The organism is Pseudomonas sp. CH61, from assembly GCF_059429415.1.
Window position 1 is genome coordinate 5,463,871 of record NZ_CM182098.1, and the last position, 13,983, is coordinate 5,477,853.

The window sequence follows — 13,983 nt, forward strand, 5'->3', positions numbered from 1 at the left end:
CTGGCACGCGATTAATGCAGCGACGGCTTGGCGGCTGGCGGCACGTCGGCTTTCTTGGTTTCCGAGAACAGCAGCAGCGGCGCGACGCGCAGGTATTCCATGACTTCCATGTAGTCGTTTTCGCCGTCATCGGACTCTTCAAGGGCATCTTGCACCTGAGAAATGGCGGCCAGATCCTGCAGCACTTCGGTGGCTTCAGTGCTGAGCATGCTGCTGTCGCGGCAGTTCAGGCCGAAACCGCTGAGGAAGCCCTGGCACCACTCGCCCAGTGCAGCGGCGCGGTCGGCCAGTGGCGCGTCATCGGTCGGCAGCAGCAGAACGACAGTAACGTCGTCGCCGGTCAGCTCGCCTTTGACCATCTCTTGCAGGCCGATCAGGGCGTTGCGGACGTTGTCCTGGATGTCGCCTTCGAGCAGTTCGGCGGCGTCGATCAGCCAGCCTTCGTTATCGAAGCCGGCACCGGCGCAACTGCGCCCGAGCAGCACGCCGTGCAGTTCGGCAGGCGAAACGTTGTGGCCGCTGGAGGTCAGCAGGGTGGCAAAGGCTTGGTACGGGGAATTCGCAATGGTCATGGGCAGCTAGGCGCCAGACGGCGCTATGTCTAGAATGAAGGCCTTGTATCCTACATCGACAGACTCGCCAAGACTATTAAAGGCTGTCCGCCAGCTATCCCATCAGACAGACTCCGACCCAGTGGACACAATGGAAGACACCGACCTGCAAGCGCTGATGGCCAGACTCGAACTGCTGATTGGCCGAGTCGAGCAACTAAAGAGTCAAAACGCACTCTTACTAGCTCAGGAAAAAACCTGGCGCGAGGAACGCGCTCACCTCATTGAAAAAAACGAAATCGCCCGGCGTAAGGTCGAATCGATGATTTCGCGCCTCAAGGCCCTGGAGCAAGACTCATGAGTTCAAGCAATAGCGTCACCGTGCAGATCCTCGACAAAGAGTATTCGATCATCTGCCCGCAGGAAGAACGCAGCAATCTGGTCAGCGCCGCGCGCTACCTCGATGGCAAGATGCGCGAAATCCGCAGCAGCGGCAAAGTCATCGGTGCCGATCGCATTGCTGTGATGGCCGCGCTGAACATCACCCATGACCTCTTGCACAAAGAAGAGCGCCCGGATATCCAGGCCAGCGGTTCGACCCGTGAACAGGTGCGTGACTTGCTCGATCGTGTCGATCTGGTCCTCGCCGACGATCAGAACACCACCAAGGGCTGATTCGACTGGCCGCTTGCGGTATACTCGCGGCACTCCCTGGGGTGCTTGCCAGTTGACGATGTCCCTGAGCCGATTCGCACTACCCTGGAAGTTGCACGTTGGGCTGGTGTGCATGTCCGCTAGACGGAAAGCCTTAAAGTCTACTGCATCTTCCACCTTGAACTTTCGGGTTCAAGGGCTAAGTTGACAGCGGTTCATCCGGGGAGCCTGATTCGAATCCGATGTCGGTGAAAACCGCCATCGGATTTTTTATGCGTACGTTTTCGTCCAACCTGCCGAAGCCGAACCATGACCGAACCCGCGCTACTGCCCCGCCCGCAACTCCGCCGCCTGCTGCGCAAGGCGCGCCGTTCGCTGAGCAAAAGCGAACAACGCCAGGCCGCCAAAGGCCTGTACCGGCAATTGGCGCAAGACCCGCATTTTCGCCGGGCCAGACATATCTCTCTGTACCTGCCCACCGACGGTGAAATCGATCCGCGCCTGCTGTTGCGTGAAGCACAGCGTCGCGGCAAAGCCACATATCTGCCGGTGCTCAGCGCCTGGCCGCGAACCAAAATGGTCTTTCAGCGCATTCGTCCCGGCGAAAAGCTCAAACCCAATCGTTTCCGCATTCTCGAGCCGCGAGCCAATCTGGCTCAGCAACGCAAGGTCTGGGCACTGGATCTGGTGTTGTTGCCGTTGGTAGGGTTTGACGATGTCGGCGGACGCCTGGGGATGGGCGGCGGTTTCTATGATCGCAGCCTGGCCTATCTGGCCCGCCGTAAAAACTGGCGCAAGCCGACGTTGCTGGGGCTGGCCCATGAGTGTCAGAAGGTCGAGCGATTGGCGCAGGCGAGCTGGGATGTACCGTTACAAGGCACGGTCAGCGACAAGGCGTGGTATTTCGCAGGATAGGACGCCGCGCAGATCAGCGGCGTCGGGAAAGCAGTTTCAGCGCTTGAAGGCTGTCGACTGTTGTACTTGCTGTGCAACTTCAATCGGCGCGTCGGCCTTGTTCGCCCACAGGCTTTGCGCGTAACCGGTGGTCACGACGCCCAGGCCAAACAAAATTACCAAAGTCCATAGTAAATCCGGTTTGCGTTTCATCGATTGCCCCCCTCAAGGCACATCATCACGATGACAGCAGCGGTTTCCGTTTGTAGGCCGTGCAGCAGCGTCAAGCTTTAAAGGCCGGCATTTTGCGACAACGTGAACCTGCGCGCAAACGCTGACGTCAACCGACTGTCGGTTTGTCATAAAATTGCCCGACAACCTGCCCAATGACCGTTTCAGGAGCAAAAAACCATGGCCTATTGGCTGATGAAGTCCGAGCCCGACGAACTCTCGATCAAAGGTCTGGAAAAACTCGGCAAAGCGCGCTGGGACGGGGTTCGCAACTATCAGGCACGCAACTTCCTGCGCGCGATGGCGGTGGGCGATGAGTTCTTTTTCTATCATTCCAGCTGCCCGGAGCCAGGGATTGCCGGGATCGGCAAAATAATCGAAGCGGCGTACCCGGATCCCACCGCACTGGAGCCGGAGAGTCATTACTTCGATCCGAAGGCTACGCAGGAGAAGAACACGTGGAGTGCGATTGACGTTGAATACGTCGAGACGTTTACGCGGGTGTTGAAGCTGGATTATCTGAAGCAGCAGACGGCGCTGGCGGAGATGCCGCTGGTACAGAAGGGATCAAGGTTGTCGGTGATGCCGGTGACGCCGGAGCAGTGGGCTGCGGTGATTGCGCTCAAGCCTTGAAGAATATGTTGCCTGAAACATCGCCATCGCGAGCAGGCTCACTCCTACAGGGGAACGCATTCCAACTGTAGGAGTGAGCCTGCTCGCGATGGGGCCAGCCCGGACAACGAATGGCTTACTGAATGATCAGGTTGTTGAACAACAGATCCTCAACCACCGGTTTGCCGGTCTCGTCATTCATCACTTGCTGGGTCTGCTTCAACGCTTCCTGACGCAGCTTTTCCTTGCCTTCGATGCTGGCCATCGCATCAGAGGTCTGCTGAGTGAACAGCGCCACCAGTTGATTGCGAATCAGCGGCTCGTTGGCCTTGACCAGTTTGCTCGCCTCTTCGCCGGTCACGCGTAATGCCACATCGGCCTTGTAGACCTTGAGCTTCGGCGTACCGTCCAGCCCGTAGTTGCCCACGAACGGTGGACTCAGGGTGATGTAGCTTACCTTCGGCGCCTCGCCTTCTTTGGCTTCTTCGGCCAGCGCTGCCACAGGCAGAGACAGGGCCAGCAACAACATGATCCACGCTTTCACAATTCGCTCCTTATCCGGTTTGCGGCCTAGCATAACGACCCGCCGCGCAAGCACAAGCTTATGGCTGACTATCAGGGCCGGGCATGCTCGTTGACCCGTTGACTGACACACCTACACTTATCGGCCATCACTCCCAAAGGAATAGCCCTGATGAAAGCCGTGCTGTGCAAAGCCTTCGGCCCTGCCGAATCGCTGGTGCTGGAAGACGTCGCCAGTCCCGCCCTGAAGAAGAACGAAATCCTGCTGGACGTGCACGCCGCCGGGGTCAACTTCCCGGATACGCTGATCATCGAGGGCAAGTACCAGTTCAAGCCGCCCTTCCCGTTCTCGCCCGGAGGTGAAGCGGCCGGTGTGGTGCATGAAGTCGGGGAAAAGGTCAGCCACCTCAAGGTTGGCGACCGGGTCATGGCCCTGACCGGCTGGGGCAGTTTTGCCGAACAGGTCGCGGTGCCGGGCTATAACGTGCTGCCGATTCCGCCGTCGATGGATTTCAACATCGCCGCCGCCTTCAGCATGACCTATGGCACCTCGATGCATGCACTCAAGCAGCGCGCCAACCTGCAACCGGGCGAAACCCTGCTGGTGCTTGGCGCATCCGGCGGGGTCGGCCTGGCGGCGGTGGAAATCGGCAAAGCCATGGGCGCCCGGGTGATTGCTGCCGCCAGCAGCGCGGAAAAACTGGCGGTGGCCAAGGCTGCCGGCGCCGATGAGCTGATCAACTACAGCGAAGTCAGCCTCAAGGAGGAAATCAAACGCCTCACCGATGGCCAGGGCGCCGACGTGATTTACGACCCGGTCGGCGGCGATCTCTTCGATCAAGCCATCCGCGCCATCGCCTGGAACGGCCGCCTGCTGGTGGTCGGCTTCGCCAGCGGCCGGATTCCCGAGCTACCGGTCAACCTCGCCCTGCTCAAAGGCGCAGCGGTGCTGGGGGTGTTCTGGGGCTCCTTCGCCCAACGCCAGCCGCAAGACAATGCGGCGAACTTCCAGCAATTGTTTGGCTGGTTCGCCGAGGGCAAGTTGAAACCGCTGGTGTCGCAGGTCTATCCGCTGAGCAATGCGGCGCAGGCGATCAATGATCTTGGCCAGCGCAAGGCGGTGGGCAAGGTGGTGGTGCAGGTGCGCTGAGTAACCTTTCGATAAAGGCCAGAATGTCCGGCTCGGTCATACTGGCTTTTGTTATCAGAGCAACTCACGAATCTCCGTGGGCAACAGGCTTATGAATTTGCGCGTGGGGCTCTCTCGACAAGCCCTGACGATCTTCTCAACCTGCCGATTCATCCTGGCGATCATCGCCAGACGCTGCTCATCCGGAAGCTGGGTTTTATGGAAGACGTTCGATAGATAGGCGCGGGTTTGTGCGAACGCCGCCGAATCGATCCATGAATACTCGGCAATGTTGGCGAGGTTCTCGTTGACCGTTCGGCATCGCAAGACTTTCAGTTGCCGGTTGACGTGAATGGGTTGATCCAGATCGAGCCGAAAGACTACCGGCGCGACGACTTCCTGCTTTTCGGGTTTGTCCTCCTCTACAGCCCAAGGCTTGAAACGCCACTGCACCAGCGCAACTCTGACCGCTTCAGCCAGATCGGGGTGGTCGCTTTTCAGAATGCTGATTTCGCTGACTGAGCCATCCGCCCTGACGATGAAACGAGCCTTAACCTCTCCCGTAATCCCTGCCCTGGACAATGCCAGTGGATAAATTGGTCGGGGGTTGTCTTCGGGAATCAACAGCGCCCCCGCCGCTTGCACGACACCGCCGACCAGCAACAAAAGCAACGCCACAATCCACCGCATGATCCGCTCCCTAAGCACCCGAATGCCGATCCCGGCAACAGCACAAAGGTTACGGAGCTATGACGTTTAACTGAATGGCGCAACTTCTGCTTTGGACGCAGGACGTTTCCCAAGACACAACGGTAAATCGGGCGAACGCACCACGCGAATGCTTAAAGGTAACTTTTCTGACGGACCCTATTACCGTTTCAGCCTGCAATATCGCCTGGCATCAGTTGTTCCTGAACCTTCTCGCTTCGCGACTGGATCAACTGCCCCCTGTCGTCGAAGCGCAAAACAATCAGCCAGTCGTAGATATCCACCGGCCATTTCGGCTGACCGATCAGTGCCGGGCCATCGCCGCCGAAAGCGGCAATCAGCTTATTGATGTGGCCGTGATGCCAGGCGATCAGCACGGTTTTCGCCTGATTATTCTTGCGCAGCGAGCTGACCAGTTTGTCGACGTCGTTATTGGCGTAGGGCTGCTCGATCGGCAGTTGCAGGCGCTGGGACAGTGGAATCAGCGTCTGTCGCGGGCGGATGCTTTCCGGGCTGTCGGCGGTAGCGATCAGACGTTGGGGTGTGAGTGTCTGGTCGTCCAACTGCAAAGAGGTGAAATAGTCCGCGTAAGCTGCGGCGCGCTGTTCGCCCCGGGCATTGAGTTCTCGGCCGACATCAGGCTTTTCCGCATGGCGGACGATCAATACGGTGACATTGCGCAGGCCTGGTGCTGGAGAACCTTGGGCGAAGCTCAGTGCCAACACTGAAACAGTCACCGCTGCGACCATCAACAGTCTGGGCAATAGCCTGCGAACTTTCGGGGTCATCGTTTATCTCGAGATATCAGTCGATCTGTAGATCGCGAGTCTAAGACACAACGTCCCGACCGCCACAAAAACGCCCTGTTCTTACAGCTGAGCGACAGGTTCGTAAAGGAACGCGCGACTTCCAACATTTTCCGCTATTTGCTCGATGCGAACCGGTGCTATTTTCGGTAACGAAACTGTAACATTCGCATCCGCAGTCAAAACAAGAAATCTGGAGCTCTTGAATGTTTGCTTTCTTTCGTCCTGCCGCACATCAGGCTCCATTGCCTGAAGAAAAAATAGACAGCACGTACCGACGCCTGCGCTGGCAGATCTTCGCCGGTATTTTCTTTGGCTATGCGGGTTACTACCTGCTGCGCAAAAACTTCTCGCTGGCCATGCCGTACCTGATCGACGAAGGCTACAGCCGCGGTGATCTGGGTCTGGCGATGTCGGCGATCGCCATTGCCTACGGCTTATCGAAATTCCTCATGGGCCTGGTGTCCGACCGCTCCAACCCACGCTACTTCCTGCCGTTCGGCCTGTTGGTCTCGGCCGGGGTGATGTTCATTTTCGGTTTCGCACCTTGGGCGACGTCCAGCGTAACCATGATGTTCATTCTGCTGTTCATCAACGGTTGGGCCCAGGGCATGGGCTGGCCGCCAAGCGGCCGGACCATGGTGCACTGGTGGTCGCAGAAGGAACGTGGCGGCGTGGTTTCCGTGTGGAACGTGGCGCATAACGTTGGCGGCGGTCTGATCGGCCCGTTGTTCCTGCTCGGCATGGGCCTGTTCAACGACTGGCACGCGGCGTTCTACGTACCGGCAGCGGTGGCGCTGGGCGTGGCGGTGTTCGCGTTCATCACCATGCGCGACACCCCGCAATCGGTCGGCCTGCCGCCGATCGAGAAGTACAAGAACGATTACCCGGAAGGCTACGACGCCAGCCACGAAGACGAATTCAGCGCGAAAGAGATCTTCGTCAAATACGTGCTGCGCAACAAAATGCTCTGGTACATCGCCATGGCCAACGTCTTCGTCTACCTGCTGCGTTATGGCGTGCTGGACTGGGCACCGACCTACCTGAAGGAAGCCAAGGGTTTCACCGTCGACAAAACCTCGTGGGCCTATTTCTTCTATGAGTGGGCGGGTATCCCGGGCACGCTGCTGTGCGGCTGGATGTCGGACAAGATCTTCCGTGGCAACCGTGGCCTGACCGGCATGGTGTTCATGGCACTGGTGACTGTCGCAACGCTGGTTTACTGGCTGAACCCGGCCGGTAACCCGACCGTCGACATGATCGCGCTGTTCTCCATCGGTTTCCTGATCTATGGCCCGGTGATGCTGATCGGCCTGCAGGCGCTGGAACTGGCACCGAAGAAAGCCGCTGGCACTGCCGCAGGCTTCACTGGCCTGTTCGGTTATCTCGGTGGTTCGGTCGCGGCCAGTGCCGCGATGGGCTACACCGTTGACCACTTCGGTTGGGACGGTGGTTTTGTCCTGCTGGTGGGCGCTTGCCTGCTGTCGATGGCCTTCCTCGCCCCGACCCTGTGGCACAAGCAAGTTGCCAGTCAGAGCCGCGAAGCAGTCGCCTGATCGGACTGTGATTGACAGCGCTTGAGCCGCGCTTCCAGATTGCGATCTGGCATGGCGTGGCTGCGCAGGGCGTGGGCGGTCTGCTCGACATAATCGCGAGTCGTGCCGTAACGCCCGCTGGCACTTTCGAACACCTGACTCAGCACGTGATCCGGCAGGTTGCCGGCATAGCTGGGCAGGTGTCGCTCCAACACAAATCCCAAGGCCTGCACCTGGCTACCGTCGGCAAGACGGCAATTGAGCCAGTGTGGCCGATAGGATGGCACCGGCATCTCGCGCTTCCACAGCGCGTACAGCGCCGCATCGAGATTGTCTTCCGGCAAGCGATACGCGAAGCCGCTGCACGAACCGCCGCGATCCAGACCAAATACCAGACCCGGCATTTCCGGCGTACCGCGGTGCTCGTGCGACCACAGGTACAAGCCGCGATGGTAGCCATGCACGCGTCCACGTACGCGCTCCACTGCCGTACATTCCGGCCGCCAGATCAGCGAACCATACGCGAACAGCCACACCGGCCCGCCCTTGTGGCGCGCCATGGTCGATTGCATGGAAGCGAGAAGTTGTTCGTGCGTCAGCTGCGGCCCAAGATCAAGCCGCGGAGGGTAATTCAAATTCAGAAAAGCGTTTTCAATGGCGCTCATGGCGAATAGCGTTCAGCTCCCCGCGGGTAAAGAATTACTTAATAGAACGCACCGCTGTAACAATAAGGCACATATGTTTTAAGGCAATTTGAGTGCCATGGCACAGTTCTTAATTGATTGCCTGATTGATATATAACCTAGCGGTATTTATGCAATTACATAAATACCGATCGGCTATATAGCGAGTTATAAAGAATCAGGAGCGCGGGGCGTAAGCGAATACGTCGGCACGCATTTGATGGGCATCCATCCCGGCTTCGACCAATGCGTCCAGCGTGCCGTAGACCATGGCTGGCGAGCCGCTGGCGTAGACGTGCAACGGTTTCAGGTCGGGGAAGTCTTCACAGACCGCCTCGTGCAGCATGCCGCAGCGCCCTTCCCAACCGCATTGATCGCTGACGACTTTGTGCAGGAACAGGTTGGGCAATTTCAGCCATTCGTCCCAATGTTCGATCTCATAGAAATCTTCCGGACGGCGCACGCCCCAGTACAGATGCACCGGATGTTTGAAGCCGTTGGCGCGGCAATGCTCGATCAGCGCGTGAATCTGGCCCATACCGGTGCCGGCGGCGACCAGCACCAGCGGCCCGTCGGGCAGCTCGGCCAGATGCGTGTCACCGAATGGCAGCTCGACCCGCACCATCGCGTTGCGTTGCAGCTGTTCGATCAGGCTCAGTGCACTGGCTTCGCGCGCCAGCACATGGATTTCCAGGTCACGCCCGCCGTGGGGTGCCGAGGCCATGGAGAACGCCGACTTCTCGCCGTTCTCACGTTCGATCATCAAGTACTGCCCGGCGTGATAGCGCGGCGGCTTGCCGGCAGGCGCCCGCAGGCGCACACGCCAGGTGTCGCCACCGACATCGCGGCATTCGATGACCTGACATGACAGGCTACGCACCGGCAGTTCTCCCAGCGCGAGCACGCCATCCCACAGCAGGATGCAGTCTTCCAGCGGCTCGGCTATGCAAGTGTAGAACTCGCCGTGATCATGCACCTTGCCGTCCTGCGCGACGCTACCTTCAACCAGCAGCGCCGCACACACATGACAATTGCCATTGCGGCAGCTTTGCGGGCATTCGTAGCCCAGGCGCCGCGCGCCATCGAGAATCCGCTCACCGGGCTGTATCTCGAGCACTGCTCCGGAGGGCTGCAGGGTTACACGCATCAATCTATTCCTAACTGATTCCAGATGGCATCGATCCGTTGGGTGACGGCGTCGTCCTTGACGATCACGCGGCCCCACTCCCGAGTGGTTTCGCCCGGCCACTTGTGGGTGGCATCGAGGCCCATTTTCGAACCCAGGCCGGAGATCGGCGAGGCGAAGTCGAGGTAGTCGATCGGCGTGTTATCGATCATCACCGTGTCGCGCTTGGGGTCCATGCGCGTGGTGATGGCCCAGATCACGTCGTTCCAGTCACGGGCGTTGATATCGTCGTCAGTGACGATAACGAACTTGGTGTACATGAACTGTCGCAAAAACGACCAGACACCGAGCATCACGCGCTTGGCATGCCCCGGATACGACTTCTTCATGGTCACGATGGCCATGCGGTACGAGCAGCCTTCCGGCGGCAGGTAGAAGTCGGTGATTTCCGGGAACTGCTTCTGCAGGATCGGCACAAACACTTCGTTGAGCGCCACGCCGAGAATCGCCGGCTCATCCGGCGGACGACCGGTGTAGGTGCTGTGATAGATCGGTTTGATCCGGTGGGTGATGCGCTCGACGGTGAACACCGGGAAGCTGTCGACTTCGTTGTAGTAACCGGTGTGATCGCCGTACGGGCCTTCATCGGCCATTTCGCCCGGGTGGATCACGCCTTCGAGGATGATTTCGGCGGTGGCCGGCACTTGCAGGTCGTTGCCACGGCACTTGACCAGTTCGGTACGGTTACCGCGCAAGAGCCCTGCGAAAGCGTATTCGGAAAGACTGTCCGGCACTGGCGTCACGGCGCCAAGGATGGTCGCCGGATCCGCGCCAAGGGCCACCGACACCGGGAACGGCTGACCCGGATGCTTCTCGCACCACTCACGGAAGTCGAGGGCGCCGCCACGGTGGCTGAGCCAGCGCATGATCACCTTGTTGCGGCCGATCACTTGCTGACGGTAGATGCCGAGGTTCTGGCGCTCTTTGTTCGGGCCTTTGGTGACGGTCAGGCCCCAGGTGATCAGCGGGCCGACGTCGCCAGGCCAGCAGGTCTGCACCGGCAACATCGCCAGGTCGACGTCGTCGCCTTCAATGACCACTTCCTGGCACACCGCGTCTTTGACGACTTTCGGCGCCATCGAGATGATCTTGCGGAAGATCGGCAGCTTCGACCACGCGTCTTTCAAGCCCTTCGGCGGCTCGGGTTCCTTGAGGAAGGCCAGCAGCTTGCCGATTTCGCGCAGCTCGCTGACCGACTCGGCGCCCATGCCCATGGCTACCCGCTCAGGGGTGCCGAACAGGTTGCCAAGCACCGGAATGTCGTAACCGGTGGGCTTTTCGAACAACAGCGCCGGGCCCTTGGCCCGCAGCGTGCGGTCGCATACCTCGGTCATCTCCAGCACCGGCGAGACGGGAATCTGGATGCGTTTCAACTCTCCGCGCTGCTCAAGCTGCTGCACGAAATCCCGAAGATCCTTGAATTTCATTGACGTTGGCACCCTCAAAATAGGCGTACATCCTACCTGCTCTGACGGGCAAACAGCAGCCCGTCAGTGCCCTTAATCCGTCGATATCACGGTGACCACCAATCAGCTACATAAGGTTTCTTGCCCCTGCGGGTAGCTGTTGTTCAAACAAGAGGACTGACACATCGGCAAAGTCATGCCCCCCGAAAGCAAAAAAAAACGCCCCCTTTCGGGAGCGTTCTTTTAAACAGCTGCGTATTACTTGCGCTTCATCGACAAGAAGAACTCGTCGTTGGTCTTGGTCGCTTTCAGCTTGTCGACCAGGAACTCGATGGCAGCGACTTCGTCCATCGGGTGCAGCAGCTTGCGCAGGATCCACATACGCTGCAGTTCGTCGTCGGCGGTCAGCAACTCTTCGCGGCGGGTGCCGGAGCGGTTGATGTTGATCGCCGGGAACACGCGCTTCTCGGCGATCTTGCGATCCAGAGGCAGCTCCATGTTGCCGGTACCCTTGAACTCTTCGTAGATCACTTCGTCCATTTTCGAGCCGGTTTCAACCAGCGCGGTGGCGATAATGGTCAGCGAGCCGCCTTCTTCGATGTTACGCGCAGCACCGAAGAAACGCTTTGGCTTCTCGAGGGCGTGGGCATCGACACCACCGGTCAATACCTTGCCGGAGCTCGGGATCACGGTGTTGTAGGCACGGGCCAGACGGGTGATGGAGTCGAGCAGGATCACCACGTCTTTCTTGTGTTCGACCAGGCGCTTGGCCTTCTCGATCACCATTTCGGCAACCTGCACGTGACGGGTCGGCGGCTCGTCGAAGGTCGAGGCAACCACTTCGCCGCGCACGGTGCGCTGCATTTCGGTTACTTCTTCCGGACGTTCGTCGATCAGCAGCACGATCAGGTGAACTTCAGGGTTGTTACGGGCGATGTTCGCTGCGATGTTCTGCAGCATGATCGTTTTACCGGCTTTCGGCGGCGCGACAATCAGACCACGCTGGCCTTTGCCGATCGGGGCGCACAGGTCAATCACGCGACCAGTCAAGTCTTCGGTGGAACCGTTACCGGCTTCCATCTTCATGCGCACGGTCGGGAACAGCGGGGTCAGGTTCTCGAAGAGAATCTTGTTTTTCGCGTTCTCCGGACGATCGAAGTTGATCGTGTCGACCTTGAGCAGGGCGAAATACCGCTCGCCTTCCTTCGGAGGGCGGATCTTGCCAACGATGGTGTCACCGGTACGCAAGTTGAAGCGGCGGATCTGGCTTGGCGAGACGTAGATATCGTCCGGGCCGGCCAGGTAGGAAGCGTCAGCGGAGCGCAGGAAGCCGAAGCCGTCCTGGAGAATCTCCAGCACGCCATCACCGGAGATTTCCTCGCCGCCTTTCGAGTGCTTTTTCAGCAGGGAGAAAATCACGTCCTGCTTGCGCGAACGGGCCATATTTTCTATGCCCATCTGTTCGGCCAATTCGAGCAGTTCGGTAATCGGCTTTTGCTTGAGTTCAGTCAGATTCATATAGGAATGACGTAATCATTTATGGAGGGGGGGGAAATTAAGCTTTTGGCTTAATGAGGCCGCGCCGCGGAGAAGGCGACAGGATCGCGAACTAATTCGAAAAGGAGTGCGTCGGCGACGGCTAGCAGGGGGCAGTGGAGAAACCAGTGCGGGGCCGAATGTACCACCTGAGTTTCGGAGCGTCTAGCCCTGAATACGCAAAAAGCCCCGCTAATTGCGGGGCTTTTTTTCAGGCACTTTACAGCGACGCTTAGATGTTGGCGTCGAGGAAAGCCGCCAGTTGCGACTTCGACAGGGCGCCGACTTTGGTCGCTTCAACGTTGCCGTTCTTGAACAGCATCAGCGTCGGGATACCACGCACGCCGTGCTTGGCCGGGGTTTCCTGGTTTTCGTCGATGTTCAGTTTGGCAACGGTCAGCTTGCCTTTGTAAGTCTCGGCAATCTCGTCCAGAACCGGAGCGATCATTTTGCAAGGACCGCACCATTCAGCCCAGTAATCGACCAGGACAGCGCCTTCGGCCTTGAGTACGTCGGCTTCGAAGCTAGCGTCGCTAACGTGTTTGATAAGATCGCTGCTCATGGAATTCTCCAGGTTGTAAGCAAAAAAACGTGGCCCATCATAGCCGCCCTTCCCCTGTTCAGGAAGCCGCAGTTGATTGAGTCTTGCTATGGCACTCGATGAGTTTGGGTATAGCTCAAGTCACGCGGTGGCGGGGGCGATGAAGGAAATTCCAGTGCGCAGGGCCGCGTTGCGCACGTGCTCCTGCATGGCTTTTTGCGCAGCGCCGGACGCCCGGCGCGTGAGGGCACGAAGAATCTTGCGGTGTTCCTGCCAGGTTTCCATGGCGCGTTCGGCGCGGATGAACGGTAGTTTCTGGCTTTCCAGGAACATCTCGGCGCTGGCGGTGAGGATGTTCAGCATCGCCTGATTGCCGCTGGCCAGAAGGATGCGCCGGTGGAATTCGAAGTCGAGTTTCGCCGCTGCCTCAAAGTCACCGACCTTCAATTGCTCGCGCATGGCTGCAACGTTGTCTTCCAGCGCATCCAGATCGAACGTGCTCAAGGTCACCGCCGCCAGCCCCGCCGCAAATCCTTCCAGCGCATAGCGCAACTGAAAGATGTCCAGTGGCGACGCCTGCGCCGCGAACGACCAGCCCGGTGCGTTTTCGCCACGCGACAATTCTACTGGTGACTGCACGAACACGCCTTTGCCCGGCTGAATACTGACCACGCCCAGCGCACTTAACGATGACAGTGCCTCGCGCAACGACGCCCGGCTCACGCCCAGTTGCAACGCCAGATCCCGCTGCGACGGCAAGGCGTCGCCCGCACCGAAACCCTGCTCGGTGATCAGTTTGCGGATCGCTTGCAGCGCCACTTCGGGTACCGCACGGGAAATCGAGTTCATGGTTTTTCAGACGCGCCAGGCCAATGTGCGGCTAGTTGTAAAGCTATTCGCCGAGTCCGGCAAGTCGTGCCCCAGCGGGGTTCGGTGCTGCGCAGCGATGCGCGATAGCGGTGCGAAAAACAACCTGACTGTTCAGACCA

17 protein-coding genes and 1 other RNA gene are annotated in these 13,983 nt (G+C 59.0%); 7 read left to right on the plus strand and 11 right to left on the minus strand.

Going from position 1 to position 13,983, the window contains the following annotated elements; translation table 11 throughout:
• Nucleotides 1-11: 11 nt before the first annotated feature.
• Nucleotides 12-572, minus strand: a complete 561-nt coding sequence (locus AC5SEM_RS24615) for a YecA/YgfB family protein (protein WP_495471467.1) — start codon at nt 570-572, stop codon at nt 12-14.
• A 130-nt stretch (nt 573-702) separates the two neighbouring features.
• Between AC5SEM_RS24615 and AC5SEM_RS24620 the strand changes: the two genes are divergently transcribed.
• The 4 genes from AC5SEM_RS24620 (at nt 703) to AC5SEM_RS24635 (ending at nt 2,120) form a co-directional block, all read left to right on the plus strand.
• The gene (locus AC5SEM_RS24620; protein WP_007911197.1) at nt 703-912 is read left to right on the plus strand and encodes a TIGR02449 family protein; all 210 of its coding nucleotides are present in this window, start codon (nt 703-705) and stop codon (nt 910-912) included.
• Entirely contained in the window at nt 909-1,226 is a 318-nt protein-coding gene (locus AC5SEM_RS24625; RefSeq protein WP_034151990.1) for a cell division protein ZapA, read from the plus strand. The genes AC5SEM_RS24620 and AC5SEM_RS24625 overlap by 4 nt, the downstream gene beginning before the upstream one ends.
• Before the next feature lie 30 nt (nt 1,227-1,256).
• Nucleotides 1,257-1,435: non-coding RNA, 6S RNA (ssrS, locus tag AC5SEM_RS24630), on the plus strand.
• A 79-nt stretch (nt 1,436-1,514) separates the two neighbouring features.
• On the plus strand, nt 1,515-2,120 hold the full coding sequence (locus AC5SEM_RS24635; RefSeq protein ID WP_116028463.1) for a 5-formyltetrahydrofolate cyclo-ligase: 606 nt from the start codon (nt 1,515-1,517) through the stop codon (nt 2,118-2,120).
• Nucleotides 2,121-2,156: 36 nt separating this feature from the next.
• Here AC5SEM_RS24635 and AC5SEM_RS24640 read toward each other — a convergent pair whose 3' ends face one another.
• Nucleotides 2,157-2,312, minus strand: coding sequence for a hypothetical protein (locus AC5SEM_RS24640; protein WP_007911192.1), 156 nt, complete (start codon nt 2,310-2,312; stop codon nt 2,157-2,159).
• A gap of 198 nt (nt 2,313-2,510) precedes the next feature.
• Here AC5SEM_RS24640 and AC5SEM_RS24645 point away from each other — a divergent pair, with 198 nt between their 5' ends.
• Complete coding sequence (locus tag AC5SEM_RS24645) at nt 2,511-2,963, plus strand: EVE domain-containing protein (protein ID WP_495471468.1); 453 nt, start codon at nt 2,511-2,513, stop codon at nt 2,961-2,963.
• Between the two features lie 115 nt (nt 2,964-3,078).
• On the opposite strand, the gene AC5SEM_RS24650 is transcribed toward AC5SEM_RS24645, so the two are convergent.
• Nucleotides 3,079-3,486 carry a flagellar basal body-associated protein FliL gene (locus tag AC5SEM_RS24650; RefSeq protein WP_116028465.1) on the minus strand — a complete coding sequence of 136 codons (408 nt, stop codon included), beginning with the start codon at nt 3,484-3,486 and terminating at the stop codon, nt 3,079-3,081.
• A 150-nt stretch (nt 3,487-3,636) separates the two neighbouring features.
• On the opposite strand from AC5SEM_RS24650, the gene AC5SEM_RS24655 reads away from it, so the two are divergent.
• Nucleotides 3,637-4,614, plus strand: coding sequence for an NADPH:quinone oxidoreductase family protein (locus AC5SEM_RS24655; protein WP_495471469.1), 978 nt, complete (start codon nt 3,637-3,639; stop codon nt 4,612-4,614).
• Between the two features lie 54 nt (nt 4,615-4,668).
• Here the strand turns inward: AC5SEM_RS24655 and AC5SEM_RS24660 are convergent, their stop codons facing one another.
• Nucleotides 4,669-5,283, minus strand: coding sequence for an energy transducer TonB (locus tag AC5SEM_RS24660; RefSeq protein ID WP_495471470.1), 615 nt, complete (start codon nt 5,281-5,283; stop codon nt 4,669-4,671).
• 188 nt (nt 5,284-5,471) lie between these two features.
• Nucleotides 5,472-6,089 carry a flagellar basal body-associated protein FliL gene (locus AC5SEM_RS24665; RefSeq protein WP_116028468.1) on the minus strand — a complete coding sequence of 206 codons (618 nt, stop codon included), beginning with the start codon at nt 6,087-6,089 and terminating at the stop codon, nt 5,472-5,474.
• 224 nt (nt 6,090-6,313) lie between these two features.
• On the opposite strand from AC5SEM_RS24665, the gene glpT reads away from it, so the two are divergent.
• Nucleotides 6,314-7,663, plus strand: a complete 1,350-nt coding sequence (glpT, locus tag AC5SEM_RS24670) for a glycerol-3-phosphate transporter (protein WP_007911178.1) — start codon at nt 6,314-6,316, stop codon at nt 7,661-7,663.
• Here the strand turns inward: glpT and AC5SEM_RS24675 are convergent.
• From AC5SEM_RS24675 to AC5SEM_RS24700, 6 genes are all read right to left on the minus strand, one after another.
• Nucleotides 7,639-8,307, minus strand: a complete 669-nt coding sequence (locus AC5SEM_RS24675; protein ID WP_137218512.1) for a gamma-glutamylcyclotransferase — start codon at nt 8,305-8,307, stop codon at nt 7,639-7,641. The genes glpT and AC5SEM_RS24675 overlap by 25 nt on opposite strands.
• A 196-nt stretch (nt 8,308-8,503) precedes the next feature.
• A complete protein-coding gene (locus AC5SEM_RS24680; protein WP_034151997.1) occupies nt 8,504-9,472 on the minus strand; it encodes a CDP-6-deoxy-delta-3,4-glucoseen reductase in 969 nt (322 codons plus the stop codon).
• Entirely contained in the window at nt 9,472-10,938 is a 1,467-nt protein-coding gene (gene ubiD / locus AC5SEM_RS24685) for a 4-hydroxy-3-polyprenylbenzoate decarboxylase (protein ID WP_008081413.1), read from the minus strand. The genes AC5SEM_RS24680 and ubiD overlap by 1 nt, the downstream gene beginning before the upstream one ends.
• A 237-nt stretch (nt 10,939-11,175) precedes the next feature.
• Nucleotides 11,176-12,435, minus strand: coding sequence for a transcription termination factor Rho (gene rho, locus AC5SEM_RS24690; RefSeq protein WP_077574986.1), 1,260 nt, complete (start codon nt 12,433-12,435; stop codon nt 11,176-11,178).
• A 250-nt stretch (nt 12,436-12,685) separates the two neighbouring features.
• Nucleotides 12,686-13,015: a thioredoxin TrxA gene (gene trxA, locus AC5SEM_RS24695; protein WP_003206727.1), complete on the minus strand. Its 330-nt coding sequence runs from the start codon at nt 13,013-13,015 to the stop codon at nt 12,686-12,688.
• A 120-nt stretch (nt 13,016-13,135) separates the two neighbouring features.
• Nucleotides 13,136-13,843 carry a FadR/GntR family transcriptional regulator gene (locus AC5SEM_RS24700; protein ID WP_212620805.1) on the minus strand — a complete coding sequence of 236 codons (708 nt, stop codon included), beginning with the start codon at nt 13,841-13,843 and terminating at the stop codon, nt 13,136-13,138.
• Nucleotides 13,844-13,983 lie beyond the last annotated feature (140 nt).